Raw genomic sequence first — 25,480 nt, forward strand, 5'->3', positions numbered from 1 at the left:
ACGTGAATACACCCTGGCTGCATATCGTCGGCATAGGCGAGGACGGAATGGACGGGCTGGTGCCCGCGACGCGCGCCGTGGTCGAGGCGGCCGAGGTGATCATCGGCGGCGACCGGCACCACAAGCTGTCAGAGGCGATCACCGCCGAACGGCTGGCCTGGCCGCATCCCTTCGATGCGCTGATCGAGGTGTTGCAGGGGCTGAAGGGTCGGCGCGTGGTCGTGCTGGTCACCGGCGATCCGCTGTGGTTTTCCGTGGGCGCGCGGATCGGACGGTCGATTGCACCGTCCGAGATCACTTATCACCCGCAGCTGTCGGCGTTTCAGCTGGCCTCGGCCCGCATGGGCTGGTCCATGGCGGATCTGGAAACGCTGACGGTGCATGGCCGCCCGGTCGAACAGATGATCGCCTTCATCCAGCCCGACGCGCGGCTGCTGATCCTGACGACGGGAGCCGAGACGCCCGGCCAGATCGCGCGGTTCCTGACCGAACGCGGCTTTGGCCGGTCGAAGATGACGGTGCTGGCCAACATGGGCGGCGAGGCGGAACTGCGCTTCGATGGCGAGGCCGAGGGCTGGGACCACGAGGTGCCGGCCTTCAATACTCTGGCGGTCGAGTGCATCGCGGCGCCCGATGCCGCGCTGGTGCCACGGGTGCCGGGGCTGGCGGATGAGCTCTTTCAATCCGACGGCACGATGACCAAGCGCGAGGTGCGGGCGGTGACGCTAGCCAAGCTGATGCCGATGCGCGGCGCGCTGTTGTGGGATATCGGCACGGGCTGCGGGTCGGTCGCGGTCGAATGGATGCGGGGGGCGCGCTATGCCCGCGCCGTGGGGATCGAGCCACGCGCCGACCGTCGCGCGATGGCGGCGGCGAATGCGCTGGCGCTTGGCGTGCCGGGGCTGCACCTGATCGAGGGCGAGGCGCCCGCGGCGCTGGACGGTCTGGACCGGCCGGATGCGGTCTTTGTCGGCGGCGGGTTGTCGGAGGAGGTCTTCGCGGCGGGCTGGGCGGCGCTGAAACCGCTCGGGCGGTTCGTGGCCAACGCGGTGACCATCGAGAGCGAACAGGTCATGCTGGCCCTGCATGCGACACACGGCGGCGAGTTGACCAAGATCTCCATCGCGCGGGCCGAAGCGGTCGGGCGGCTGTCGGGGTGGAAGCCGTCGATGACCGTGACGCAGTGGAGCCTGGTGAAGCGATGACGCGAGTGGTGGCCGGGGATGCCTCCGGCGGGAGTATTTCCGGCAAGATGAAGGGGCGGCTTTACTGTGTCGGGCTTGGCCCGGGCGATCCGGAGTTGCTGACGCTGAAAGCGGCGCGTCTGATCGCGGGGGCCGGCGTCGTGGCCTATCCGGCGCTGGCGGGCGGGGCGAGTTTCGCGCGGTCGATCGCGGCCGAGCTGATCCCGGCGGGGGCGCGGGAGATCGTCATGGATGTGCCGATGACGGTCGAGCGTGGACCGGCGCAGGCCGCCTATGACACGGGCGCGGCCGAGATCGCGGCGGCGTTGGATCGTGGCCTGGATGTCGTGTGTCTTTGTGAAGGGGATCCGTTTTTCTATGGGTCGTTCATGTATCTCTTCGCGCGGCTGGCGGATCGGTATGCGGTCGAGGTCGTGCCGGGGGTGACTTCGGTCAGTGCCTGCGCGGCGCGGGCCGGGAGGCCGCTCGTGGCGCGCAACGAACGGCTGACGGTGCTGCCGGGGCCTCTGCCCGAGGCCGAGCTGCGCGAGCGGGTTGCCGGGGCCGAGGCCGTGGCGATCATGAAGGTCGGGCGGCACATGGCCAAGATCCGGGGGGTCTTTGCCGATCTGGGTCTGCTGGATCGCGCGACCTATGTGGCCCGTGTGGGCCTGCCGGACGAGGTGCTGTGCCCGCTGGCCGAGGCGCCCGAGGCGGCGCCCTATTTCTCGATGATCCTGATGAACAAAGGTGGCGATCCATGGCTCTAGATCCGGTTGTGATGGCGGTGTCGGGATCCGGCGCGGCGGTGGCGCGGCGGGTGGCCGATGCGCTTGGCGTGCCGATGTGGGGCCGTGCGGGCCGGGTCGCAGGCGCTGACGACAGCTTTGCCAACGCGCTGGATTTCGCGCGCGAGATGTTCGCAGCGGGGCGTCCGGTGGTGGGGATCTGTGCCTCGGGCATCCTGATCCGGGCCGTGGCGCCGATGCTTGGTGACAAGACGGTCGAGCCGCCGGTGGTGTCGGTCAGCGATGACGGCGCGGTGGTCGTGCCGCTGCTGGGCGGGCACCGGGGGGCGAACCGGCTGGCGCGGCAGATTGCAGAGGCGCTGGATGGCGTGGCGGCGGTGACGACGGCGGGGGACGTGGCGCTTGGCGTGTCGCTGGACGAACCGCCCGCGGGCTGGCGTCTGGGCACGCCGGATCTGGCGCAGGAGGCGATGGCGCGGCTGTTGTCGGGCGCGAAGGCGCGGATCGTCGGCGATGAGGCCGCGAAGGCCGGGTGGCTGGACGCGTTGCCGCAGGCCGGGCCAGAGGATACGGATGTGGTGGAGATTGCGGCGACGGCGGAGCCTGCGACGCCGGGGGTGCTGACCTTTCACCCGGTGCGGTTCGCGCTTGGCGTGGGCTGTTCGCGCAACTGCCCGCCGGAGGAGCTGAACGCGCTGGTGCAGCAGATGCTGGACGAGGCCGGCGTCGCGCCGGGGGCGATTTCGGCTGTGCATTCGATCGACGTGAAGGGGGATGAGCCCGCGATGATCCGCCTGGCTGAAAGGCTGGGGCTGCCTCTGCGGCTGTTTTCACCGGCCGAGTTGGAGGCCGAGACGCCACGGCTGGAAACCCCGTCCGAGGTCGTCTTTGCCGAGGTTGGCTGTCACGGCGTGTCCGAAGGGGCGGCGCTGGCCGGTGCGGGGGCCGAGGGTGCGTTGATCTATCCCAAGCGCAAGACGGCCAATGCGACCTGCGCGCTGGCCGTGGTGCCGGGGGTGATCGCGGCGCCCAGGGGCCGCGCGCGTGGCCGGGTGTCGGTCGTCGGCATCGGGCCGGGGCAGGCCGCCTGGCGCACGCCCGAGGTGTCGCGCCTGATCGCGGAGGCCGAGGAACTGGTGGGCTACGGGCTGTATATCGACCTGCTGGGACCGCTGGCGGCGGGCAAGCATCGCGCCGATTTCCCGCTTGGCGGAGAAGAGGACCGCTGTCGCTTTGCGCTGGAACGCGCGGCCGAGGGGCGCAACGTGGCGCTGGTCTGCTCGGGCGATGCAGGCATCTACGCCATGGGCGCGCTGGTGTTCGAACTGCTGGACCGCAGCGATGAGACCGGCGTGACCGACGCCGCGCGGCGGGTCGAGGTGATCTGTTCGCCGGGCGTTTCGGCGTTGCAGGGTGCGGCGGCGCGGGCGGGTGCTCCGCTTGGGCATGATTTCTGCGCGATCTCGCTGTCGGACCTGCTGACGCCGCGCGACGACATCCTGCGGCGGCTGCGTGCGGCGGCCGAGGGGGACTTCGTCGTGGCCTTCTACAACCCGGTCAGCAAGACGCGCCGGACCCTTCTGGCCGAAGGCCGGGACATCCTGTTGCAGCACCGCCCGGGCGATACGCCGGTGATGCTGGCGACCTCTCTGGGTCGGCCCGAAGAACATGTGCGCTATCGGAGGCTGGATGAGCTGGAAGTTGACGAGGTCGACATGCTGACCGTGGTGCTGGTCGGGTCGTCGAACACGCGGCTGGCGCAGCTGGGTGAGGGGCCGCGCATGTTCACCCCGCGCGGCTATGCGCGGCGGATCGACGGCGACCTTGTGGACGTGGGCAACCGGCACATCGGGTCGGGCGCCCTGTGGGAGCCGGAAGAGGGGGGCGCTGCCCCCACGACAAAGCAGGCTTTGTCGTCCCCCCGGGATATTTGAGGCAAAAAGAATGACGGTCTATTTCATCGGTGCGGGTCCGGGTGATCCGGAGCTTCTGACACTCAAGGCGCAGCGTGTGATCGGGTCCTGCCCGGTCTGTCTTTATGCCGGGTCGTTGGTTCCGCCAGAGGTCGTGGGCTGCGCGCCCGAGGGGGCGCGGGTGATGGACACGGCGCCCATGACGCTGGATGACACCCATGCGGAAATCGTGGCGGCCCATGGCCGGGGCGAGGACGTGGCGCGGGTGCATTCGGGCGATCCGTCGCTCTATGGTGCGATCGCGGAGCAGATCCGGCGGCTGCGCGCCGATGGCATCCCGTACGAGATCATTCCCGGCGTGCCCGCCTATGCGGCGGCGGCGGCGGCGCTTGGACAGGAACTGACCGTGCCCGAGGTGGCGCAGTCGATCGTGCTGACCCGTGTGTCGATGAAATCCACCGCCATGCCCGCCGGTGAGACCTTGGAGAATTTTGCCCGCACCGGCGCGACGCTGGCGATCCACCTGGGCGTGCGGAACCTGCGCGAGATCGAGCGGCAGCTGGCGCCCTACTATGGGGCCGACTGCCCGGTGATCGTGGCCTATCGCGTCGGCTGGCCGGACCAGATGTTCATCCGGGGCACTTTGTCGGATATCCAGGGCAAGGTGCGGGCGGAAAAGATCACGCGTACGGCGCTGATCCTGGTGGGGCCGGTGCTGGGCGAGATCCGCGATTTCAAGGACTCCGCGCTCTATGATGCGGCGATCCCGCATGTGCTGCGGCCGCGGGTGAGGCCTGTGGAGGCCTGACAACAGTCTGTCCGGAAACAATTTGATACCTTCGTTTAACTTGACGGAAAGGTAAACTGAGGCATCCTTTGACGGGGAGGGGCGATCATGTCGACTTATCTGTCCAAGGAAATCCGGGATGGGCTTGCCGCCGCGCGGGCCAGGGCCCTGCGTAAATCCCGCCGCCTGCGCGTGGTCGTGGATGGCGTGGCGCATCCGGTCCTGCGGCTGGAACGCAATGGCTTTGCCCTGCCTTTGGAAGATGCGCCGCGGCTGCGCGGGCTGGTCGATCTCTACGATGGTGCGCGGCATGTCTGTCAGTGCCTGATCGTCGCCTCGGCCGAAGAGGGTGGCGAGATGATCTACGAGTTCAAGCGCCGCTCGGTCGCCATGGACGGCCCCGCGCTGGATTTCGCCCGGAACGATGACGCACCGGCGGCCCTGCTTCCCCGGTTCTAGGTTTCAAACATCTGTCTGATTCGTCGTGCAAACAGGTCTTTCGACGCTGTTTGTCGCCTGCGCAGCACCGCCTTTGCAGGAAATTTATGTGACAATGCCAATTATTTCCTTGGAAAATACCTTTTGTCTCATCTGAGCGTTTGACACGCCTCATGGGCGGCGTCATTTTTGCTGCGCGCGGTGCCTGAAACCGCAATGACCAGAACCCGGTAAACGGGTCTTGGGGGCGGAGGCCCCGGGGTCACGGGACAGGCGCCACCAGATGACGGGAGGATCATATGTCATTCATGAAAACCGCAGCCCGCGGTCTTGCGACGGCAGCCCTGCTTGCCGGGACCAGCACCTTTGCGATGGCCCAGGAGGTCACGCTGAAACTTCACCAGTTCCTGCCCGCCCAGGCCTCGGTGCCGGCGCAGGTGCTGGACGTCTGGGCCGACAAGGTCGAGGCGGAGTCCGATGGTCGGATCAAGATCGACCGCTACCCCTCGATGCAGCTGGGCGGCAAGCCGCCAGAACTGGTCGACCAGGTGATGGACGGCGTGGCCGACATCGTCTGGACCGTGACCGGCTACACCCCCGGCCGCTTCCCCCGTTCGGAAGCCTTCGAGATGCCCTTCACCATGACCAATGGCGAAGACACCAGCCGCGCCTACTGGCAGTACGTCGAGAAGAACATGCTCGACCAGGACTTCAAGGACCTGAAGATGCTGGCCGTCTGGGTGCATGGCCCGGGCCTGATCCATTCCAAGAAGCCGATCACCACTGTGGCGGATCTGAACGGCGTCAAGCTGCGCGCACCGACCCGCGTCACGAACAAGATGTTCACCGACATGGGTGCGACCACCGTCGGCATGCCGGTTCCGGCCGTGACCGAGGCGCTGTCCAAGGGCGTGATCGACGCGACCGTGATCCCGTGGGAAGTGACCACGGCGCTCAAGGTGTCGGAGCTGGTTGAAAACCACACGACCTTCCCGGGTCAGGGCCTGTACACCACGACCTTCATCTTCGGTATGAACAAGGCCAAGTACGACAGCCTGCCCGATGACCTGAAGGCCGTGATCGACGCGAACTCGGGCGAGGAATTCTCGGCCTTCGCGGGCAAGACGATGGCTGCGGCCGACGAACCGGCGCACAAGTTCGCGATGGAGCGTGGCAACAACATCATCGAGCTGACCGATGAGCAGCAGCAAGAGTGGAAAGACGCCGCCGAGCCGATCAAGGGCTGGTGGGTCGAAGAGATGAAGGGCGCGGGAATCGACGGGCAGGCCCTGCTTGACGAGGCGAAGGCTCTTATCGAAAAGAACTCCATGTAAAACAGGTGGGCCGCGCCGGTCGCGGCCTGCAGACGCCGGGCGATCCAGCCCGGCGTTCTTCTTTTCGGGCGGGGGATGACCGAAATGACACGTGCCTTCCTGACACTGGCCAAGATTGCCGCGATCCTGGGCGGGATCGTGCTGACCTTCCTGATCCTGCTGACGGTCGTGTCCGTCACCGGGCGTGGGCTGAACACCCTGGGACATTTCCTCGTGAACTCCGGCATGCTGGCCGGTGTGGGGCAGGGGATGCTGGACGCGGGCGTCGGCCCGGTCATGGGTGATTTCGAACTGGTCGAGGCCGGTGTCGCCTTCTGTATCTTCGCCTTCCTGCCGCTGGCGCAGATCACCGGCGCCCATGCCACCGTCGACATCCTGACGATGCAGCTGCCCGCCTGGGTCACCCGCGTCCTGTCGATGATTTGGGAGGTGCTGTTTGCCGTGGTGCTGATCGTGATCGCCTGGAAGCTCTATGAAGGGATGGCCGGCAAGATGCGCTACAACGAAACGACGATGCTGCTGCAGTTCCCCGTCTGGTGGTCCTATGCGCTGTCGCTGTCGGGGGCGGTGATCGCCGCCGTGGTCGCGGTTTATGTCGCGGCGGCCCGGGTGTCCGAAGTGGTCACCGGCCGGGTCATTCTGCACGCCGAAGGGGGCGCACACTAATGAGCAATTTCGACGCCGGGCTTCTGTCCTTCGCGATCCTCCTGTTCCTGATCTTCCTGCGGATGCCGATCGGTCTGGCGATGTTTTCCGTCGGGATCGTGGGTCTGTTCTATGTCACCGGCGGCACCACCGTCGCGCTGGCACGGCTGAAGTCGGAAACCTATTCGACCTTCTCGTCCTATTCGCTGTCGATCGTGCCGATGTTCCTGCTGATGGGGCAGTTCGCGACCCTGGGCGGGATGAGCCAGGCCCTGTTCAAGGCGGCGGAGTCGTGGCTGGGGCACCTGAAGGGCGGCGTGGCCATCGCGGCCATCGGCGCCTGTGCGGGCTTCGGCGCGATCTGCGGGTCGTCGCTGGCAACGGCGGCCACCATGGGGCAGGTCGCCCTGCCCGAGATGAAGCGCTATGGCTATTCGGGCGGCTTTTCCTCGGCGACGCTGGCCGCAGGCGGCACGCTCGGCATCCTGATCCCGCCCTCGGTGATCCTGGTGATCTACGCGATCCTTGCCGAACAGAATATCGCCAAGCTGTTCCTCGCGGCCTTCATTCCCGGCATCCTTGCCGCGATCGGCTATATGATCACCATCGCGATCTATGTGCGCGTGAACCCCGACAGCGCGGGGACGCGTCCGCCGGTGCCGATGGCCGACCGGGTGAAATCGCTGGTCGACGTGCTGCCGGTGCTGATCGTCTTCCTCGTTGTCGTGGGCGGCATCTACCTTGGCCTTTTCACGCCGACCGAAGGGGCGGCCGTGGGGGCTGCGGGGACCGGGTTCATCGCGCTGGTGAACGGCGGGCTGCGTGGCCGCGCCTGGCTTGAGAGCTTCTACGCCACGGCGAAATCCACCGCGATGATCTTCTTCATCGTGCTGGGGGCGGCAGTCTACAACGGCTTCCTCGCGTTGACGCAGGTTCCGCAGGAACTGGCGGCCTGGGTCGCCGAGAGCGGCTTCAACCCCTGGACCGTGCTGGTCATGATCCTCGTGCTCTACCTGATCTTCGGCTGCGTGATGGACAGCCTGTCGATGATCCTGCTGACGATCCCGATCTTCTTCCCGATCGTGTCGGCGCTGGATTTCGGCCTGAACGCCGAGGAATTCGCGATCTGGTTCGGCATCATCGTCTTGATCGTGGTCGAGGTGGGGCTGATCACGCCACCGGTCGGGATGAACCTGTTCGTCATCAACTCGATGGACCGGGAAACGCCGATCGTGCAGACCTACAAGGCGGTGATCTACTTCGTCACTTCCGACCTGCTGCGGGTGGGGCTGCTGGTGCTGTTCCCCGGGATATCGCTGTTCCTGTTGCGGATCCTCAACTGACGGATCCGTAGCTTGAATGAGCCTTGCGCCCGAACGTGGGTCGCAGGTCCCGTCCGGCGGCAACGCCGGGCAGCGCTGACCCCGTAGATGGGATATCGACCAAACAAACGGCGGGCCACTGGCCCGCCGCTCTCGTTTCAGGATTTGACGTTATCCGTTCAGGCGGCGGCAGGCGCGGCGGTGTCGAGATGCGCCAGCACCTCTTCCGGGGTGATCCAGTCCAGCCCCTGTGCGTCGGCCACCGGGGCGCAGGTGATCCGGCCGCCTGCCACGTTCAGGCCTGCGCGCAGGTGCGGGTCGGCCTCGAGCGCCGCCTTCACGCCCTTGTCGGCGATACGCAGCAGGTGCGGCAGGGTCGCGTTGTTGAGCGCATAGGTCGAGGTGCGCGCCACGCCGCCCGGCATGTTCGCCACGCAATAGTGGATGATGCCGTCGACCTCGTAGATCGGGTCGGCGTGGGTGGTGGGGCGCGAGGTCTCGAAACAGCCGCCCTGATCGATCGCCACGTCGACCATCACCGCGCCGGGCAGCATGTCGGCCAGCATTGTGCGGCTGATCAGCTTGGGTGCAGCGGCCCCGGGGATCAGCACGGCGCCGATCACCAGATCGGCAGTGCGGGTCAACTCGGCCAGCGCGGTCGCCGTGGAATAGACGGTGCGGACGCGGCCATTGAACTGGCGGTCGATGTCTTCCAGCACGTCATGCGACCGGTCCAGCACGGTGACATCGGCACCCATGCCGACGGCCATCTGCGCCGCGTTCCGGCCAACGACGCCGCCGCCGATCACGATCACCTTGGCCGGGGCCACGCCGGGCACGCCACCCAGCAGCATGCCGCGCCCGCCTTGCGCCTTTTCCAGCGCGTGGGCGCCGGCCTGGATCGCCATGCGGCCGGCGACTTGGCTCATCGGGCGCAGCAGGGGCAGGCCGCCGCCGGGCGCGGTCACGGTTTCATAGGCGATGCAGGTGGCGCCGCTGGCCATCAGGTCGCGCGTCTGGTCGGGATCGGGGGCGAGGTGCAGGTAGGTATAAAGCGTCTGGCCCGCGCGCAGCCGCGCGCGTTCGACGGCCTGCGGTTCCTTGACCTTCACGATCGTCTCGGCCCGGGCGAACAGCGTGTCGACATCGGTGATCTGCGCGCCAACGGCCTGATAGGCCGCGTCGTCGGCCCCGATGCCGAGGCCGGCGCCGGCCTCGATCAGCACCTCGTGGCCATGGGCGATCAGTTCAGCCGCGCTTTCGGGCGTAAGGCCGACGCGATATTCGTGGGTCTTGATTTCCTTGGGGCATCCGATGCGCATGGGGTTCCTCCTCCGGTTGCAGTGGATCTGCCACCATGGGATCACGGGATCGGTGCAAATGCTTGGCGATCTTGCCCGAGATGGCGTTAATTCTTGCACGAACCGAGCGCGGAAATGACAAATGGCAGGAGGATCTCCTGCCATTTGCGAAAGGTATGGAAGCCTGTCCCTTTGGGGCAGGCCGGGTCAGGCCCGGGTCACGCGGGGCGCAGACCCAGCAGGTCGCGCGCCTGGGCGGGCGTGGCCACGGGGCGGTCGTGGCGGGCGCAGATGTCGACCACGCGCTGGACCAGGGCGGCATTCGACGGGGCCAGCGTCGTGCGATCCAGCCGCACGTTGTCTTCCAGACCGCAGCGGGCATGGCCCCCGGCCGGAACGACCCATTCGTTGACGGTGATCTGATCCTTGCCGATCCCGGCCGCGCACCACGGGCTGTCGGGCAGCAGGCGCTTCATCGTCTCGATGTAGAAGTCGAAGGTCGGGCGGTCGACCGGCATCGCGTTCTTCACGCCCATGACGAACTGCACATAGGGCGTCTGCGCGAATTTGCCCGCGCGGAACATCGCGGCGGCCTGGTGGATGTGGCTCAGGTCGAAGGCCTCGATCTCGGGCTTCACCTCGTGTTCCAGCATCTCGGCGGCCAGCCAGTCGACCAGATCCGGCGGATTCTCGTAGACGCGGGTGGGGAAGTTGTTGGACCCGACCGACAGGGACGCCATGTCGGGCCGCAGCGACAGGTGCCCGCCGCGCGCGCGGCCCGCGCCGGACCGGCCGCCGGTGGAGAACTGGATGACCATGCCGGGGCAGTGTTGTTCCAGCCCTTCCTTCAGGCGCGCGAATTTCTCGGGATCGGACGACGGCGTTTCGTCATCGTTGCGCACATGGGCGTGGCAGATGCTGGCGCCGGCCTCGAAGGCTTCGTGCGTGGATTCGATCTGTTCCGAGACGGTGATCGGAACGGCGGGGTTGTCGGCTTTCGTCGGCACGGAGCCGGTGATCGCGACACAGATGATGCAGGGTGTCTGGGTCATGCAATCACATGGCGGCAGGCGGGGTGGCTTGTCAATCTGCGGTACTGGTCAGGCCCGGCGCGGCCCTGGGTGATCCATGAAAAAGGGGCGCCCCGCGTGGGACGCCCCGATCGGCAAGTCAGGGAGCAGGAGGAGAGGGTTAGCCCGCCTGACCGGCCGGAAGGATGACGCGGTCGATGACGTGGACAACACCGTTCGACTGATCCACGTCCGCCGTCGTCACCGTGGCGACACGACCGTTTTCATCCTTCAGCTTCAGCTTGCCGCCTTCCATGTAGGCTTCCAGCTGGCAGCCACCGACGGTCGGCACGACGTGCATCCCGCCATCGTCCGCGATCATGCCCGCGATATCGGTCGAGAAAGCTTCGGTCGCAACCACGTGGCAGGTCAGGATCTGCTGCAGCTGCGCCTTGTTGCCTTCTTCCAGCAGCGCGTTCAGCGACGCTTCGGAAATCTTGCCGAAGGCGGTGTTCGTCGGGGCGAAGACGGTGAAGGGGCCATCGCTCATCAGGGTGTCGGCCAGGCCCGCGGCCTTCACGGCGGCAACCAGCGTGGTCAGGTTCGGGGCGGCCGAGGCGTTTTCGGCGATCGTCATGTCAGCCATCATCGGCGCGCCGCCGACAGTGGGGTTTTCCATGGCAAATGCAGTGGTGGCGATACCGGCAGCGGCGAGGGCGGCAAACAGTTTGGTTTTCATCATCATTCCTCCGATGTGTTCTGCGGGATCGTTGTGTCCCGGTGATGCCCTGAATTACGGAGGCCATCCCGGCCCGGTTTCAAATTGCCACGAAAATCGACATCACAGGGGCGTGAGGTTTGTTCAAGGCACTGGAATGATGTGGTAAATTTATCCTGCCTTCCTGATGTCCCCGGTTGTCACGACCTGCGTCAGAAGAAACCGGGCGTCGCGTTGGCTCAGGACCGGGGCGGCGGCAGCCATGGACTTGATCAGCGTCGTGGCCCCCGGACAGCGCATCAGGGCCAGGCGTTGCGACGGGGTCAGCGCGGCAACGGCCTGCGGGCCGGGCAGGAAGGTTTCGGCCTCGAGCCCGTCGGCATTCAGGATCACGTGGCTGTCGCACATCAGGTGCACGTAGGTGATGGCGGGCGTGGTCAGGTCCAGCGTGGCCCCGACGCCCAGAAGGGCCGAGGCCTTCACCAGCACCGCGTCGGCTCCGAAGTAATAGGCGCACTTGGGGTGACGGATCAGGATCAGGTGATTGCGGGACACGCGCAGCCCGGTCCGTGGCCCGGCCTGGCCCAGCAGGCCCGGCGGGATCACCACGGGCGCCAGCCGGGTGCGCGCCGTGTCGTCGCACGCGCCCAGGGCGACGTGGCGGCGGCCGGTCCAGACCACCGTGTGGGCGCGTCCGTGGATATCCAGCACCAGCTGCCCTGCGCGGATCTTGCCTGCGGGGCGGTGTCCATGCGGTGTCGAGATCAGGGTGTCGGCATGGAAGCAGACCGGCGTGAACAGCGGATAGGCGGTCGTGTCGATGTTAAGCACCAGCGCGACGGCACTCGTGAAGTCCGGCGGTCCGTCGGGATAGTGGAAATAGACCTGGCCCCCGGATTCGAACACGACGACATCGACGGATGCGCCAAGCGGGATGATCAGGGGGCCCGGCACGGCCACGCCAGGCGTCGCCGTGCCGGAACCGATATAGGTTATCGGCTGTGATGCGAAGGTCGCGATCCCGTTGTCGGCGGTGCCCAGGGTTCCGTCAGCATCCGTAAGGGTGCCTGACTGTGTCGGGCCAAAGTCGCCAAGGACAATCGTTCGCCCTGCGGTATACAGGTCTACGGTTGCCAATGCCCCGTTGTATGGCACAACGTCGATCGTTGTACTTCCCATTTTAACAAACCACTCGTTACCATGCCCATTAGGGCTTATCCGGAGAAACACAGAACCAACGTGGCTCTCTCTCCGCAGAGGCTTACAACTCGCCTCATGGGTTAAGACTGCTCTCCGTTCTGGGCAGAAAAGGGGCATTCAAGATAATTATTCACACAAGACCATAGTTATTTTTTCTGCGTTGCGGCAAGATACTGATAAAAAATGATAAATTAATGGGATTTATCATATAGTGAAAATCTCGTATTTTTCCGGAATATATTTCCGAACTCAGGCGGAGCTTCATAAGCTCCTTGTTTTTCTAACGATTTCTGATGGGAAATTTCCTATCGTGAATTGCTTCAGATTTAAAGTATTTCACGATGTGGATCGTATTTTGCCACATTTCGAACACATTTCGCGCCTGCTGCATTGAATTGACATGCGCAACTATCGCGTGAACAACGCAAAACGGCGCGGTCCCGATCGGGCCGCGCCGTTCATGATAAAATGGCCGTCAGATCAGCCCAGCAGGCGTCTCGCGATGACCTGCGCCTGGATTTCCGCAGCCCCTTCAAAGATGTTGAGGATGCGCGCGTCGCACAGCAGGCGGCTGACGACATATTCCAGCGCGAACCCGTTGCCGCCGTGGATCTGCAGCGCATTGTCGGCGCAGGCCCAGGCGACGCGGGCGCCCAGCAGCTTGGCCATCCCGGCTTCGAGGTCGCAGCGGCGGTCATGGTCCTTCTCGTAGGCCGAGAAGTAGGTCAGCTGCCGTGCGATGACGATTTCGACCGCCATCATCGCCAGCTTGCCGGACACACGCGGGAAGGCAGCCAGGGGCTGGTCGAAGGCCTTGCGGTCCAGGGCGTACTGCAGGCCGACGTCCAGCGCCGCCTGGGCGACGCCGATGGCGCGGGCGGCGGTCTGGATGCGGGCGGCCTCGAAGGTCTTCATCAGCTGCCGGAAGCCCTGGCCTTCGACGCCACCCAGAAGGTTTGCGCCCTTCACGTGGAAATTGTCGAAGCCCAGTTCGTATTCCTTCATGCCGCGATAACCCAGCACCTCGATCTCGCCGCCGGTCATGCCTTCGGTCGGGAAGGGGTTTTCATCCGTGCCCGGGGTCTTTTCGGCCAGAAACATCGACAGCCCGTTGTGGTCCTTGGACGCGGGGTCGGTCCGGGCCAGAACGGTCATCACGTGGGTCCGTGCCGCGTGAGTGATCCAGGTCTTGTTGCCAGTGATGCGGTAATCGTCGCCGTCCTTCACCGCGCGGGTGCGCAGCGAGGCAAGGTCCGACCCGGTGTTGGGTTCGGTGAAGACGGCCGTGGGCAGGATCTCTCCGCTCGCGAACTTGGGCAGCCAATAGCTGCGCTGTTCGTCGGTGCCGCCCGCCAGGACCAGTTCGGCCGCGATTTCCGACCGGGTGGCCAGCGACCCGACACCGATATAGCCGCGCGACAGTTCCTCGGACACGACGACCATGGCCGCCTTGGGCAGGCCAAGCCCGCCAAGGTTTTCGGGGATCGTCAGGCCGAAGACGCCCATCTCGGCCAGTTCGTTGATGACCTCCATCGGGATCAGCTCGTCCTTCAGGTGCCAGTCATGGGCGTGGGGTTCGACCTTTTCGACCGCGTAGCGGCGGAACTGGTCACGGATCATCTCAAGCTCGTCTTCCAGGCCGCTGGCGCCGAACATGGTGGCGCCCTGCTGGTCGACCATCAGCTCGGCCAGGCGGGACCGGGCGGCTTGCGTGTTGCCGGACTGGGTCAGGGTCATCACGGCGTCGGTCATCAGGCCGCGCTGGTCGTCCTGGGACAGGCCAAGATCCTGCAGGCGCACGATCTCGTTCTGGGACATCTGGATGCCGCCATAGATCTGCCAGAGGTATTCGCCGAAGGCGATCTGCTGGATCAGCTGTTCGGTTTCGCCAAACTTGCCGTCGCCCTGCAGCTTTTCGGCCCATTTCTGCATCTGGCGCAGGGATTCCACGTAGGTGGCCAGCCAGGCCAGCCCGTGGGTCGCGGTCTGATGTGCCTCGACCGCCTTGGTGGTGATCCTGTCGCCGCCGCCCAGAACCATCGCGCGGACGCTGGCCTGCGCCTTCTCCAGAAGCGCCTCGACCGGGGCGATGGCCGCGCCGGTCAGCGAAAGAAGGTCGGGCAGAAGGGTGTTCCCCGTGCCGGTCATGTCCTGTCCATCATGTGCCATGAATCATCCCTTGTTTGCATCCTTGCGTCCTAGCTACTTTGCAGGTGCAGCGCAACAAATTTGCGCACACGCAGCATTGCGCGACCTAAAGTTGCGCGCGCGATTTTCCAGTGGCAGAGCGTCGCAGGCAGGCGTATCGGAGAGGGCATGGACCTTCTGACAGACCTCGCCCCGCTGACCGCCATCTTTGCCTGCCTCATCGTCGGACTGGTGGCGGGCGTGGTCAAGGGGATGGTCGGCTTTGCCATGCCGATGATCATGATTTCCGGCATGGGCAGCTTTGTCTCGCCGGAGGTCGCGCTGGCGGGGCTGATCCTGCCGACGCTGGTGACCAACGGCTGGCAGGCGCTGCGGCAGGGCTTTTCGGCGGCGAAAGAGGCCGCGGTGCGGTTCCGCACCTTCCTGATCGTCGGGTTCGTCGCGCTGGTGATTTCGGCCCAGCTGGTCCGGGTGCTGCCTGCGGACACCATGCTGCTGATGATCGGCATCCCGATCGTCATCTTCGCCATCACCCAGCTGATGGGCAAGGTGCTGACGCTGGGGGAAAATCCCCCGCGATGGATCGAATACGCCATCGCCGGGTTCGCCGGGCTGATCGGCGGGTTCTCGGGCGTCTGGGGGCCGCCGACCGTGGCCTACCTGACCGCGCTCAACGTGCCGAAACAGGCGCATGTGCGGGCGCAGGGCGTGATCTATGGCCTGGGCGCGCTGGCGCTCTTCGGGGCGCATATTGGCAGCGGCGTCATCAACGCCCGCACCTTGCCGTTTTCGGCGCTGCTGGTGATCCCGGCACTGATCGGCATGTGGATCGGGTTTCGCATCCAGGACCGCATCGACCAGACGGCGTTCCGAAAGGCGACGCTTGTGGTGCTTCTGGTGGCGGGCGGCAACCTCGTCCGGCGCGGCCTGATGGGCTAGGAAGTCAGGTTGTCCGTGGGGCAGGCGCGCAGGATCTCTTTCGCCGCCTCCCCTGAGACCACGTTGAAATCCTGCCGCACGATCAGCTGGTCCTCCAACCAGACCTCCATCACCCAGGGGCCGGGGGCGAGCTCGTAGTCGAATTCGAAGTAGAAGTATCGCGACGACCCCGAGCCGCCGGTGATTGTCGACGGCCAGCTTTCGGATGTGCGGAACCCGGTTCCGAAGGACGGGTGATGCGTGACCATCCGCACCGCGACATCGCCCAGGTCGGCCGAGGGCTGGAAGCTTATGCCGAACGCCACGCCCAGAACGCCGGGCACCTGGTCGGTCAGCAGGTCAAAGACGATCGGATCGCCGCCCTGGCGGATGCGCCCGGCGTTGGTGTCCGGCGCCTCGATCTCCTGCCCCTGCGGGCGGTAATCACAGATCACCCCGTATTCCAGCACCTCGACCGGCGGCGCGATGAAGGTGTCGGCGGCAAGGGGCAGGGGGCAAAGCAACAGCGCCCCGCCCATCAGGGCGAGGCGCTGCATCATGGTCGTCACGGGCACGTCAGGCTCAGCCGATGGCGGCGGCCTTCACGTCCTCGTCGATGTAGGGCAGGTATTGGGCGAAGTTTTCCGAGAACATGTTGACCAGCTTGGCGGCCTGCGCGTCGTAGGCGGCCTTGTCGGTCCAGGTCGCGCGGGGATCCAGCAGGGTCGCGTCGACGCCCGGCACGGTCACGGGCACTTCGAAGCCGAAGTTCGGATCCTTGCGGAAGGTCGCATCGTTCAGTGATCCGTCCAGCGCGGCGGTCAGCAGCGCGCGGGTCGCCTTGATCGGCATCCGCGAGCCCTGGCCGAAGGCGCCGCCGGTCCAGCCGGTGTTCACCAGCCAGCAGGTCGCGCCGTGCTTGGCGATCTTTTCGCGCAGCAGGTTGCCGTAGGTTTCCGGACGACGCGGCATGAAGGGCGCGCCGAAGCAGGTCGAGAAGGTGGGTTCAGGTTCGACCACGCCACGTTCCGTGCCCGGGGTCTTCGAGGTGAAGCCGGACAGGAAGTGGTACATCGCCTGCGCGGGCGTGAGACGCGAGATCGGGGGCAGGACCCCGTAGGCGTCGCAGGTCAGCAGGATGATGTTCTTGGGGTGGCCGCCAAGCGCGGTGTCCGACGCGTTCGAGATGTATTCAAGCGGGTAGGCGCAGCGCATGTTCTCGGTCAGAGAGCTGTCCTCGTAGTCAAGCTCGAAGGTCTCTTCGTCGTAGACCATGTTCTCGATCACGGTGCCGAACATCGAACAGGTGGCGTAGATCTCGGGCTCGGCCTCGGCGCTCAGGTTGATCGTCTTGGCATAGCAGCCGCCTTCGAAATTGAAGGTGCCGCGATCGGACCAGCCATGTTCGTCATCGCCGATCAGCGTGCGGTCCGGGTCGGCCGACAGGGTGGTCTTGCCGGTGCCCGACAGGCCGAAGAAGATCGCGGTGTCGACCGGGTTGTCCTTGGCGTGGTTGGCCGAGCAGTGCATCGGCATCACGCCCTTTTCGGGCAGCAGGTAGTTCAGCAGGGTGAACACGGATTTCTTGTTCTCGCCCGCGTATTCGGTGCCGCCGATCAGGATGATCTTCTTGTCGAAGTTCATGGCGATCACGGTTTCGGTGCGGCAGTTGTGACGCTCCGGATCGGCCTTGAAGCTGGGGCAGTTGATGACGGTGAATTCCGCGACGAAGCTGTCCAGGGCATCGCGCTGCGGGCGGCGCAGCATGTGGCGGATGAACAGGTTGTGCCAGGCCAGTTCGGTGACCATGCGCACGTTGATCGAATAGGTCGGGTCCGCGCCGCCGATGAGGTCCTGAACATACATGTTCCGGCCCTTCATGTGCTCAAGCATGTCGGCGTACAGGGTGTCGAAACCCTCGGGCGACATCTCGCGGTTGTTGTCCCACCAGATCTTGTCGGCGACGCTGTCGGTCCGCACGACGTGCTTGTCCTTGGGCGACCGGCCGGTGAACTTGCCGGTCGAGACGAGGAAGGCGCCGCCCTGGCCAAGGGTACCTTCGCCATTGGTCAGCGCCGTCTGGATCAGCGCGGGCTCCATAAGGTTGTAATAGACATTGCCCAGCCCTTCGATTCCCTGATCTTCAAGGCGGAATTGGGGGTTCACCCGTCCAAATGTCATGTGCCAAGCTCCTGTAGCTGTGCTGATGCGGTGCCTCCTCGGCCGTCAGAACCCTGTGCGGCGCACCGATGGCGGCGCTCTTAACATGTCGTTCGCGGGGATGAACAGGACGCTTTCACGCAGTTAGCGCCACCAAGGACGTTTTAGCGCAATCACCCCGAAAACCACCTGACGCAGGGTCCGGTTCCGAGAACAATTCAGGCATTTCTAAGACATTTTCGCCACAATCATCCGGCGAAGTCGCGGGCGATTCGCGTTTTGGTATTGATTGTAAAGGCCGATCACGTGATCAAGGTAGAAAAAACCGGCAAGAACGCTGAGCAGTATAAGGAATAACGCGATGTCGAAAATCGCCCTTGTTGACGACGACAGGAACATCCTGACGTCCGTCGCCATCACCCTTGAGGCAGAAGGGTTCGAAGTCGAAACCTACAACGACGGCCAGGCCGCGTTGGACGCTTTCAACAAGAAACTCCCCGATATGGCCGTGCTGGACATCAAGATGCCCCGCATGGACGGCATGGATCTGCTGCAGCGGCTGCGGCAGAAGACCACGATGCCGGTGATCTTCCTGACCTCCAAGGATGACGAGATCGACGAGGTGCTCGGCCTGCGCATGGGCGCGGACGACTACGTCAAGAAACCCTTCAGCCAGCGCCTGCTGGTCGAACGCATCCGCGCGCTGCTGCGCCGCCAGGATGCCATCGGCGGCGAAGTCATTCCCGAGACCGAGGAAACCAAGGTCATGGACCGCGGCAACCTCCGCATGGATCCGCTGCGCCACGCGGTGGCCTGGAAGGGCATGGACGTGTCGCTGACCGTCACCGAATTCCTGCTGCTGCAGGCGCTGGCACAGCGTCCGGGCTTCGTGAAGTCGCGCGACCAGCTGATGGATGTGGCCTACGACGATCAGGTCTACGTCGACGACCGCACGATCGACAGCCACATCAAGCGTCTGCGCAAGAAGATGCGCTCGGTCGATCCGGAATTCTCGGCGATTGAGACGCTTTACGGCATCGGGTACAGATACAACGAAGAGTGATGGCACTCGCCGAAAGGATCAGCTTGCGCGACGACACGCCCGACACCAGCGGCGACGTGGTGCTTGGCGACGACTTCGTCGCTCCGAACGCCACGGTAGCTGAAGAACTGCGCGCCCGCCGGGAACGGCGGGGGCTGTTCTCGCTCAAGGCGTCGCCGCTGACGCGCAAGATCATCATCTTCAACCTGATCGCCCTGAACGTGCTGGTGGCGGGGATCCTGTATCTCTCCGCCTCTCGCGACAGCCTTGTCACGCAACGCGCCGCCAGCCTCGCAAGCGAGGCCGAACTGCTGGCCGATGTGTTCGAGGCCGGCATTCCCGCAGGCACCACCCTGCCGCTTTCGGCTGCGGCTGCCGCCGACGTGGCGTCCACGCTGGACGGGATCGACCTGCGCACCGGGGTCGACGCCTATATCTTCGACGCCTCGGGCGAGGTCATCGGCCGCATGTCCGGCCGTGTCGAAAACGCCGTCACCCGGCAGACCGACCCGACCGACGACAACACGCTGATCATCGATTTCCTGACGATGCTCTGGGATGGCATGACCTCGGTCTTCTCGTCCGGCAAGCGCGAGGTGCCGCAGGTGCCCGTCGAGGATCAGGCGCGCGACCTGGTGCGCAACACCCTGACCGGTCAGACCCAGATCAGCATCGGGCGCGGCGACAGCGGTAGCTTCCTGGCCGTGGCCTCTCCGATCCAGGTCAATGGCCAGGCGATCGGCGTCGTGGCGCTGGCCTCTTCCGCCGGGCAGATCGACGCGGTGGTCCGGGCCGAACGTGAACGCGTGCTCGAGATGTTCGTGATCGCGACGCTGGTGTCGATCGGGCTCAGCCTTGTGCTGGCCTCGACCATCGCCAACCCGCTGGCCGACCTGGCCGCGGCGGCCGAAGTCGGGCGCGACAAGGAAAACAAGAAGGTGACGCCCGCCCGCGTGCGCATTCCCGATCTCACGGCGCGACCGGATGAAATCGGGCGGCTGTCGGGGGCGCTTCGGGGCATGGTGTCGGCGCTTTATGAACGCATCGACGCGAACGAACAGTTCGCGGCCGACGTGGCGCATGAAATCAAGAACCCGCTCGCCTCGCTGCGCTCGGCCGTCGTGACCCTTCGGCTGGCCAAGCGGGACGATCAGCGCACGCAGCTTCTGGATGTCATCGACCACGACGTGCGGCGGCTGGACCGGCTGGTGTCCGACATCTCCAACGCCTCGCGGCTCGACAGCGAACTGGTGAAGGAAGAGCAAGAGGCCTTCGACCTGGTCCAGATGCTGCGCAACCTCAGCGAATACCTGGGCCAGCAGGCGTCAGACAAGGGGATCGACTTCATCTCGGACCTTCCGTCCGAGGCGATCATCCTGCGCGGGCTCGAGGCGCGGCTGGCACAGGTCTTCGTCAACCTGATCACCAACGCCACCAGCTTCTGCGAAGACGGGGACGCGATCCGGGTCTGGGTGCGGCGGCGGGAAAACCGTGTGCTCGTGGTCGTCGAAGACACCGGGCCGGGCATTCCCGACAATGCGCTGCAGAAGATCTTCAAGCGGTTCTATTCGCACCGACCGGCGAATGATTTCGGCAACAACTCCGGCCTTGGCCTCGCGATTTCCAAGCAGATCGTCGAAGCCCACGGCGGGGTCATCTGGGCCGAGAACATCCGCCCCACGGATGCCGACATCACCTCGGACCCGCTTGGTGCCCGCTTCGTCGTCGGTCTGCCCCTCTAAGGTGTGGCGGGATGGCCCCTTCTCCGGAACAGGTCATCCTCCACGCCAGCGCGGTGGCATTGGGCGGCGCTGCGGTCCTGATCACCGGGGCCTCGGGGGCGGGGAAGTCCGCCCTCGCGCTCACGCTCATGGCGCATGGCGCCACGCTGGTTGCCGATGACCGGGTGATCGTCACCCGGTCGGGCGACCGGGTGCTGGCCTCGGCCCCCGAACCGATCCTTGGCCAGATCGAAGCCCGCGGTGTCGGGATCCTCAAGGCAGAGGTGGTGCAGGACAGTCCTATCCGTTTGGTCGTCACTATGGACGAAATGGAAACAGACCGTCTACCGCCGCGCCGCAGCACGAATTTGCTGGGGATTAAGCTTCGGATGCTACACAATGTCGATAGGTCGTATTTCGCACCGGCAATCCTGCAATATCTGAAGGGGGGAGAGGTCGCGACGTAATGGGGCATATGGATCAACCTGACCGGATCAAGGACGTGCAGACGGTGGATCGCCGTGTGCTGGTCACCGGGCCTTCGGGCGCCGGGCGGTCAACTGCGATCCGGGCGCTTGAAGACCTCGGCTACGAGGCGATCGACAACATCCCCCTGTCGCTGGTCCCCCGACTGCTGGACGCGGGCGAGGCGCGGCGCCCGATGGCCCTTGGCATCGATGTGCGCAACCGCGATTTCTCGACCGCCGGGCTGATCGAGACGATCGACACCTTCGGCGCCGACCGGACCCGCCCGCTTGAGGTGCTGTACCTGGATTGCGCGCCGGACGTGCTGGTCAACCGGTTCTCGGAAACCCGCCGCCGCCACCCGATGGCGCTTGGCGAGACCCCGCGCGACGGCATCGCCCGGGAAATGGACCTGCTGGCCCCGATCCGCACCCGCGCCGACGTGCTGATCGACACCACCGACCTGTCGCCGCATGACCTGCGGGCCGAGGTCGCGCAGTGGTATGGCGTCGAAAAGGGCCGGTCGCTGTCGGTGTCGGTGCAAAGCTTCAGCTACAAGCGCGGGATGCCGCGCGGGCTCGACATGGCCTTCGACACCCGATTCCTGAACAACCCCTATTGGGAGGAGTCGCTGCGCGGTTTGACCGGCGCCAATTTGCAGGTGCAGAATTACGTTGCGTCAGACCCCCGCTTCGCGGAGTTCTTTTCGAAGGTTCGCGACCTGACCCAGATGTTGCTGCCGGCCTATGTCGAGGAAGGCAAAAGCTATTTTGCCATCGGTTTCGGCTGTACTGGCGGGCAGCACAGGTCGGTCACGCTTGTTGAACGTTTGGCAAAGGCCCTTGCAGAGGAGGGCTGGCAGGTGTCAATTAGGCATCATGAGCTCGAACGCCGCAGTGCGGCGCGAGCCTGAGGGATGGGTATGGGAAAAAGCAGCGCCCTGCTGGTCAATGAAGAACATCGGGACAGCGTCCTGCCCGCGATCGGTATCGTGATCGTGGCGCATGGCGGTCTGGCCCGCGAATACCTGTCCGCGGTCGAACATGTGGTCGGCCCGCAGGACGGGATCCGCACCATCTGCATAGACGCCAATCATGACAGACCTGCAAAGCAGGCCGAAATCTGTGACGCGGCGGATTCCGTCGACATGGGTGGCGGTGTCGTGGTGGTGGTCGACATGTTCGGCGGCTCGCCCTCGAACCTGTCGCTGATGGCCTGCCGCCCCGACGACCGGCGTATCCTCTACGGGGCCAACCTGCCGCTGCTGATCAAGCTGGCGAAATGCCGCCACAAACCGCTGGCCGATGCCGTGCGCGCTGCGACCGAAGCCGGACGCAAGTATATCGACAGCCAGAACATCTCGCTCCAGTAGGTCCATGTCCAGTTCCGTCCATCGCACGCTGAAGATCGTGAACGAAAAAGGCCTGCACGCGCGGGCCTCGGCCAAGCTGGTCGAAGTGGTCGAAGCCTTTGACGCGCGCGCCGAGATCTGCCGCGACGGCATGTCCACCGGTGGCGACAGCATCATGGGCCTTTTGATGTTGGCAGCGTCCAAGGGAACCTCTATTGAGGTTGAAACCTCCGGACCGGATGCAGAGGCCCTTGCCGACGCGCTTGAAGCGCTTGTTGCAGACAGGTTCGGAGAGAACATGTAGGCGGGCGGGCCACGGGTCCGCAGACAGCAGGCGAAGGGATCCCCCTTGGTTGACAGTACCCAGAACCGGACGGATTTCGTGAAGTCCGATCGCCCGCGCGATGCGGGGCCGGACCAGCCGCTGACCTTCACCAAGTACGATCGCCGGTCGCTGACCTATTCGACTTCGTTCGACGATCCCTACCGGCGCAACATCATCCGCGCGATCGAATGGATGACCGGCAAGGTGTCGATCATCCGGATGATCCGCAAGTTCGAGAAACGCGGCGCGCCTCAGGGGCAGGCCTTCTGGCGGGCGACGCTGGATACCATGGGGATCGACCTGCTGACCCCGGCGGATCAGCTGGCCCGCATCCCCAAGGACGGCCCGGTCGTGGTGGTGGCGAACCACCCGCACGGCATGGTCGACGGCATGATCTTCGCCGATCTGATCGGCCGCGTGCGCAACGACTACAAGATCCTGACCCGCCAGATCCTCACCGGTATTGACGAGGTCGCGTCGAGCTACATGATCCCCGTGCCCTTCCCGCACGAGGAAGACGCGCAGCGCAAGTCGGTGGAAATGCGCGCCAAGGCGATGGCGCACCTGAAAGAGGGCGGGCTTGTCGCGCTGTTCCCCTCGGGCGTGGTGGCGGCGTCGAAATCCATGTTCGGCCCCGCGATCGAGGCCGACTGGAACGTCTTTACCGCCCAGATGATCCGCCGGTCTGGCGCGCGGGTGGTGCCGATCTTCTTCCCGGGCTCCAACAGCCGCTGGTACCAGATGGCCAACCGGATCAGCCCGATCCTGCGCCAGGCGCTGCTGCTGCATGAGATCGTGCACAGCTGCAACAAGCCGCAGGCGCCGGTCGTCGGCGATCCGATCAGTGAGGACCAGATGCAGATGTTGCAGTCCGACCCGCGCGGTTTCATGGCCTGGCTGCGGGATCACACGCTGTCGCTCGGGGATGCGACGCGGGCCTGACAGGGCGACCTTTCGCTGTCGTTCGGATGACAGGATCGCCTGCGGTGCACCCGCCGGGGCGGCCTTGTATCGCGGACGCCTCGCCAGGCCCCGTTCCGGCCAGTCACCAGCCGCCGCGATGTTATCCCGACCGGATCACCCGGAAAGCCGCCGATGCCAGCCAGCCCGCCGCGATCGCGATGGCCAGGGCCAGAAATCCATAAAGCAGCGGTTGTTGGTGGGCGAGCGTGTAAAGCCACCGCTCAAGCCCCACCTTGCGGACATCCAGCGCCGTATCGAACCGCGATACCACTCTGCCCTCGCGCAGCAGGAAGACCCGCGCGTCATAGCTGCCTTCGGTCAGGTCCGAGGGCAGGGTGATGCGCGTGCGGAACAGCGTCTGCTGGTCCAGCTGCACGGTGCGTTCCAGGTTCTGGTAATGCCCCCTCGCGCTGCGGATGCGGATCAGCGCGTCGATGTAATCCTGCGGGTGGTCGGTCATCGAAGCCGCGCCGACCCGCCGGATGGCCCGGGGCACGGTGATCGAATGGCGCAGGTCGGCGGTCTGGCGCAGGATCTCGTGCAGCGCCCCGGTGCTGGCCACGGCATAGAAGCTGGGGGCTTCGGGCAGACGCACGGTTTCGGCGTTCACCCAGATGCCCAGGCGACGCGCCTTGTGGTGGATCATCACCGGGGTCGCGGGCCCCGCCACGGTGACGATCACGTCCAGCGGGGTGTCGGTGATCGGGCTTTCGCGTTTCACCGCGCCGAAGATCAGCAGGTCCGACCCGTCGAAGTTGGTGGTGATCCGCACGCGGTCCTGGCTCAGGCCCAGCACGATCTCCTCCTGCGCGGCGGCAGGGGCGGCGGGGGCGACCAGGAACATCAGAAGGGCGATCAGGCGTCTCATACGGCCGGTCCGATCTCGTAAAGTTCGGCCGGGGGCAGCAGCAGGTCCAGCGCCAGCTTGCCGCAGACCGCCAGCACCAGAAGCGCCAGCAGGATACGCAACTGTTCGGCGCGCATCCGGGCGCCGATGCTGGTGCCGAACTGCGCCCCGATGACCCCGCCCAGCAGCAGGACCACCGCCAGCGGCAGGTCGACGGTCTGGTTCGTGACCGCATGGGCCAGGGTGGTAAAGCCGGTGACGAAGATGATCTGGAACAGCGACGTGCCGATCACGACCTTGGTGGGCATGTGCAGCAGATAGATCATCGCGGGCACCATGATGAAGCCGCCGCCGACGCCCATGATGGCCGACAGGATACCCACGAACATCCCCACGAGGATCGGCGGGATGACCGAGATATAGAGGCCCGAGGTACGGAAGCGGACCTTGAAGGGCAGGATGTAGATCCAGCCTCTTTGTCCGCGCGGCTTGCGCGGGGCCGCGGGGCCTGCGGTCCGGGCCCGGCGCAGGGCGCGCAGGCTTTCGACCAGCATCAGCCCGCCGACGGTGCCCAGGAAGACCACGTAGCACAGGTTCACCAGCAGATCGACCTGGCCGAGGCTGCGGAGGTAGTTGAAGATCACGACGCCGACGGCCGATCCGATCAGGCCGCCGGTCAGCAGGACACTGCCCATACGCAGGTCGACGGTCTTGCGTCTGAGGTGGGCCAGTACGGCCGAGATAGACGAGGCGACGATCTGGTTGGCCGAGGTCGCAACCGCCACGGCCGGCGGGATGCCGACGAAGAACAGCAGCGGCGTGATGAGAAAGCCTCCGCCGACGCCGAACATGCCCGACAGGATGCCCACGATCCCGCCGATCCCGAACAGCAGGAAGATGTTCACCGAAACTTCGGCTATCGGCAGGTAGAGTTGCATG

Annotated in this window: 25 protein-coding genes; 16 read left to right on the forward strand and 9 right to left on the reverse strand. The window is 65.3% G+C overall.

Going from position 1 to position 25,480, the window contains the following annotated elements:
- The first annotated feature begins 2 nt into the window (after positions 1–2).
- From cbiE to E4S58_RS11475, 8 genes are all read left to right on the forward strand, one after another.
- Positions 3–1,205 carry a precorrin-6y C5,15-methyltransferase (decarboxylating) subunit CbiE gene (gene cbiE / locus E4S58_RS11440; protein ID WP_136636525.1) on the forward strand — a complete coding sequence of 401 codons (1,203 nt, stop codon included), beginning with the start codon at positions 3–5 and terminating at the stop codon, positions 1,203–1,205.
- Between the two features lie 47 nt (positions 1,206–1,252).
- Positions 1,253–1,954, forward strand: a complete 702-nt coding sequence (cobI, locus tag E4S58_RS11445; protein ID WP_136636837.1) for a precorrin-2 C(20)-methyltransferase — start codon at positions 1,253–1,255, stop codon at positions 1,952–1,954.
- Positions 1,945–3,867, forward strand: a complete 1,923-nt coding sequence (gene cobJ / locus E4S58_RS11450) for a precorrin-3B C(17)-methyltransferase (RefSeq protein WP_136636526.1) — start codon at positions 1,945–1,947, stop codon at positions 3,865–3,867. The genes cobI and cobJ overlap by 10 nt, the downstream gene beginning before the upstream one ends.
- Positions 3,868–3,877: 10 nt before the next feature.
- The gene (cobM, locus tag E4S58_RS11455) at positions 3,878–4,654 is read left to right on the forward strand and encodes a precorrin-4 C(11)-methyltransferase (RefSeq protein ID WP_136636527.1); all 777 of its coding nucleotides are present in this window, start codon (positions 3,878–3,880) and stop codon (positions 4,652–4,654) included.
- Between the two features lie 87 nt (positions 4,655–4,741).
- Complete coding sequence (locus E4S58_RS11460) at positions 4,742–5,092, forward strand: hypothetical protein (RefSeq protein ID WP_136636528.1); 351 nt, start codon at positions 4,742–4,744, stop codon at positions 5,090–5,092.
- A gap of 278 nt (positions 5,093–5,370) precedes the next feature.
- On the forward strand, positions 5,371–6,405 hold the full coding sequence (locus tag E4S58_RS11465) for a TRAP transporter substrate-binding protein (protein WP_136636529.1): 1,035 nt from the start codon (positions 5,371–5,373) through the stop codon (positions 6,403–6,405).
- 84 nt (positions 6,406–6,489) lie between these two features.
- Positions 6,490–7,071 carry a TRAP transporter small permease gene (locus tag E4S58_RS11470; protein WP_136636530.1) on the forward strand — a complete coding sequence of 194 codons (582 nt, stop codon included), beginning with the start codon at positions 6,490–6,492 and terminating at the stop codon, positions 7,069–7,071.
- On the forward strand, positions 7,071–8,393 hold the full coding sequence (locus E4S58_RS11475; RefSeq protein ID WP_136636531.1) for a TRAP transporter large permease: 1,323 nt from the start codon (positions 7,071–7,073) through the stop codon (positions 8,391–8,393). The genes E4S58_RS11470 and E4S58_RS11475 overlap by 1 nt, the downstream gene beginning before the upstream one ends.
- Before the next feature lie 158 nt (positions 8,394–8,551).
- Here the strand turns inward: E4S58_RS11475 and ald are convergent, their stop codons facing one another.
- The 5 genes from ald to E4S58_RS11500 form a co-directional block, all read right to left on the reverse strand.
- Complete coding sequence (gene ald, locus E4S58_RS11480) at positions 8,552–9,694, reverse strand: alanine dehydrogenase (RefSeq protein ID WP_136636532.1); 1,143 nt, start codon at positions 9,692–9,694, stop codon at positions 8,552–8,554.
- A gap of 197 nt (positions 9,695–9,891) precedes the next feature.
- On the reverse strand, positions 9,892–10,725 hold the full coding sequence (locus E4S58_RS11485) for a 3-oxoadipate:acetyl-CoA acetyltransferase (protein ID WP_136636533.1): 834 nt from the start codon (positions 10,723–10,725) through the stop codon (positions 9,892–9,894).
- Positions 10,726–10,864: 139 nt separating this feature from the next.
- Positions 10,865–11,422, reverse strand: a complete 558-nt coding sequence (locus E4S58_RS11490) for a fasciclin domain-containing protein (RefSeq protein WP_136636534.1) — start codon at positions 11,420–11,422, stop codon at positions 10,865–10,867.
- Between the two features lie 150 nt (positions 11,423–11,572).
- The gene (locus E4S58_RS11495; protein WP_169052658.1) at positions 11,573–12,538 is read right to left on the reverse strand and encodes a Hint domain-containing protein; all 966 of its coding nucleotides are present in this window, start codon (positions 12,536–12,538) and stop codon (positions 11,573–11,575) included.
- Between the two features lie 543 nt (positions 12,539–13,081).
- A complete protein-coding gene (locus E4S58_RS11500) occupies positions 13,082–14,770 on the reverse strand; it encodes an acyl-CoA dehydrogenase family protein (protein ID WP_136636536.1) in 1,689 nt (562 codons plus the stop codon).
- A gap of 147 nt (positions 14,771–14,917) precedes the next feature.
- Between E4S58_RS11500 and E4S58_RS11505 the strand changes: the two genes are divergently transcribed.
- Positions 14,918–15,688: a sulfite exporter TauE/SafE family protein gene (locus E4S58_RS11505; RefSeq protein WP_136636537.1), complete on the forward strand. Its 771-nt coding sequence runs from the start codon at positions 14,918–14,920 to the stop codon at positions 15,686–15,688.
- Here E4S58_RS11505 and E4S58_RS11510 read toward each other — a convergent pair.
- Together E4S58_RS11510 and E4S58_RS11515 are read right to left on the reverse strand one after the other, a co-directional pair.
- Entirely contained in the window at positions 15,685–16,242 is a 558-nt protein-coding gene (locus E4S58_RS11510; protein ID WP_136636538.1) for a DUF3859 domain-containing protein, read from the reverse strand. The two genes, E4S58_RS11505 and E4S58_RS11510, sit on opposite strands and share 4 nt — an antisense overlap.
- Before the next feature lie 7 nt (positions 16,243–16,249).
- Positions 16,250–17,848 carry a phosphoenolpyruvate carboxykinase gene (locus tag E4S58_RS11515; protein ID WP_136636539.1) on the reverse strand — a complete coding sequence of 533 codons (1,599 nt, stop codon included), beginning with the start codon at positions 17,846–17,848 and terminating at the stop codon, positions 16,250–16,252.
- Between the two features lie 340 nt (positions 17,849–18,188).
- On the opposite strand from E4S58_RS11515, the gene E4S58_RS11520 reads away from it, so the two are divergent.
- From E4S58_RS11520 to E4S58_RS11550, 7 genes are all read left to right on the forward strand, one after another.
- Positions 18,189–18,890 carry a response regulator transcription factor gene (locus tag E4S58_RS11520; protein ID WP_136636540.1) on the forward strand — a complete coding sequence of 234 codons (702 nt, stop codon included), beginning with the start codon at positions 18,189–18,191 and terminating at the stop codon, positions 18,888–18,890.
- Positions 18,890–20,611, forward strand: coding sequence for a sensor histidine kinase (locus tag E4S58_RS11525; RefSeq protein ID WP_136636541.1), 1,722 nt, complete (start codon positions 18,890–18,892; stop codon positions 20,609–20,611). The genes E4S58_RS11520 and E4S58_RS11525 overlap by 1 nt, the downstream gene beginning before the upstream one ends.
- A gap of 11 nt (positions 20,612–20,622) precedes the next feature.
- Positions 20,623–21,057 carry an HPr kinase/phosphorylase gene (locus tag E4S58_RS11530; RefSeq protein WP_136636542.1) on the forward strand — a complete coding sequence of 145 codons (435 nt, stop codon included), beginning with the start codon at positions 20,623–20,625 and terminating at the stop codon, positions 21,055–21,057.
- Between the two features lie 8 nt (positions 21,058–21,065).
- Positions 21,066–21,968: an RNase adapter RapZ gene (gene rapZ, locus E4S58_RS11535; protein WP_136636543.1), complete on the forward strand. Its 903-nt coding sequence runs from the start codon at positions 21,066–21,068 to the stop codon at positions 21,966–21,968.
- 9 nt (positions 21,969–21,977) lie between these two features.
- Positions 21,978–22,427, forward strand: a complete 450-nt coding sequence (locus E4S58_RS11540) for a PTS sugar transporter subunit IIA (protein WP_136636544.1) — start codon at positions 21,978–21,980, stop codon at positions 22,425–22,427.
- A gap of 4 nt (positions 22,428–22,431) precedes the next feature.
- A complete protein-coding gene (locus E4S58_RS11545) occupies positions 22,432–22,710 on the forward strand; it encodes an HPr family phosphocarrier protein (protein ID WP_136636545.1) in 279 nt (92 codons plus the stop codon).
- Between the two features lie 78 nt (positions 22,711–22,788).
- Positions 22,789–23,673 carry a lysophospholipid acyltransferase family protein gene (locus tag E4S58_RS11550; protein WP_136636838.1) on the forward strand — a complete coding sequence of 295 codons (885 nt, stop codon included), beginning with the start codon at positions 22,789–22,791 and terminating at the stop codon, positions 23,671–23,673.
- A gap of 121 nt (positions 23,674–23,794) precedes the next feature.
- Here E4S58_RS11550 and E4S58_RS11555 read toward each other — a convergent pair whose 3' ends face one another.
- Both E4S58_RS11555 and E4S58_RS11560 read right to left on the reverse strand, forming a co-directional pair.
- Positions 23,795–24,562, reverse strand: a complete 768-nt coding sequence (locus E4S58_RS11555; RefSeq protein WP_136636546.1) for a TIGR02186 family protein — start codon at positions 24,560–24,562, stop codon at positions 23,795–23,797.
- Positions 24,559–25,479 (reverse strand): sulfite exporter TauE/SafE family protein, encoded by a 921-nt coding sequence (locus E4S58_RS11560; RefSeq protein WP_136636547.1) that lies wholly within the window; start codon positions 25,477–25,479, stop codon positions 24,559–24,561. Before E4S58_RS11560 ends, E4S58_RS11555 begins: the two co-directional genes overlap by 4 nt.
- Between the last annotated feature and the right edge of the window lies 1 nt (position 25,480).

The organism is Pseudooceanicola onchidii, from assembly GCF_004959925.1.
GTDB lineage: Bacteria > Pseudomonadota > Alphaproteobacteria > Rhodobacterales > Rhodobacteraceae > Pseudooceanicola > Pseudooceanicola onchidii.

Coding starts and splice junctions, on each gene's coding strand:
- cobI (WP_136636837.1), top strand. CDS start 1,253: ATGAAGGGGCGGCTTTACTGTGTCGGGCTTGGCCCGGGCGATCCGGAG.
- cobJ (WP_136636526.1), top strand. CDS start 1,945: ATGGCTCTAGATCCGGTTGTGATGGCGGTGTCGGGATCCGGCGCGGCG.
- cobM (WP_136636527.1), top strand. CDS start 3,878: ATGACGGTCTATTTCATCGGTGCGGGTCCGGGTGATCCGGAGCTTCTG.
- E4S58_RS11460 (WP_136636528.1), top strand. CDS start 4,742: ATGTCGACTTATCTGTCCAAGGAAATCCGGGATGGGCTTGCCGCCGCG.
- E4S58_RS11465 (WP_136636529.1), top strand. CDS start 5,371: ATGTCATTCATGAAAACCGCAGCCCGCGGTCTTGCGACGGCAGCCCTG.
- E4S58_RS11470 (WP_136636530.1), top strand. CDS start 6,490: ATGACACGTGCCTTCCTGACACTGGCCAAGATTGCCGCGATCCTGGGC.
- E4S58_RS11475 (WP_136636531.1), top strand. CDS start 7,071: ATGAGCAATTTCGACGCCGGGCTTCTGTCCTTCGCGATCCTCCTGTTC.
- ald (WP_136636532.1), bottom strand. CDS start 9,694: ATGCGCATCGGATGCCCCAAGGAAATCAAGACCCACGAATATCGCGTC.
- E4S58_RS11485 (WP_136636533.1), bottom strand. CDS start 10,725: ATGACCCAGACACCCTGCATCATCTGTGTCGCGATCACCGGCTCCGTG.
- E4S58_RS11490 (WP_136636534.1), bottom strand. CDS start 11,422: ATGAAAACCAAACTGTTTGCCGCCCTCGCCGCTGCCGGTATCGCCACC.
- E4S58_RS11500 (WP_136636536.1), bottom strand. CDS start 14,770: ATGGCACATGATGGACAGGACATGACCGGCACGGGGAACACCCTTCTG.
- E4S58_RS11505 (WP_136636537.1), top strand. CDS start 14,918: ATGGACCTTCTGACAGACCTCGCCCCGCTGACCGCCATCTTTGCCTGC.
- E4S58_RS11515 (WP_136636539.1), bottom strand. CDS start 17,848: ATGACATTTGGACGGGTGAACCCCCAATTCCGCCTTGAAGATCAGGGA.
- E4S58_RS11520 (WP_136636540.1), top strand. CDS start 18,189: ATGTCGAAAATCGCCCTTGTTGACGACGACAGGAACATCCTGACGTCC.
- E4S58_RS11525 (WP_136636541.1), top strand. CDS start 18,890: ATGGCACTCGCCGAAAGGATCAGCTTGCGCGACGACACGCCCGACACC.
- E4S58_RS11530 (WP_136636542.1), top strand. CDS start 20,623: ATGGCCCCTTCTCCGGAACAGGTCATCCTCCACGCCAGCGCGGTGGCA.
- rapZ (WP_136636543.1), top strand. CDS start 21,066: ATGGATCAACCTGACCGGATCAAGGACGTGCAGACGGTGGATCGCCGT.
- E4S58_RS11540 (WP_136636544.1), top strand. CDS start 21,978: ATGGGAAAAAGCAGCGCCCTGCTGGTCAATGAAGAACATCGGGACAGC.
- E4S58_RS11545 (WP_136636545.1), top strand. CDS start 22,432: ATGTCCAGTTCCGTCCATCGCACGCTGAAGATCGTGAACGAAAAAGGC.
- E4S58_RS11555 (WP_136636546.1), bottom strand. CDS start 24,562: ATGAGACGCCTGATCGCCCTTCTGATGTTCCTGGTCGCCCCCGCCGCC.
- E4S58_RS11560 (WP_136636547.1), bottom strand. CDS start 25,479: ATGCAACTCTACCTGCCGATAGCCGAAGTTTCGGTGAACATCTTCCTG.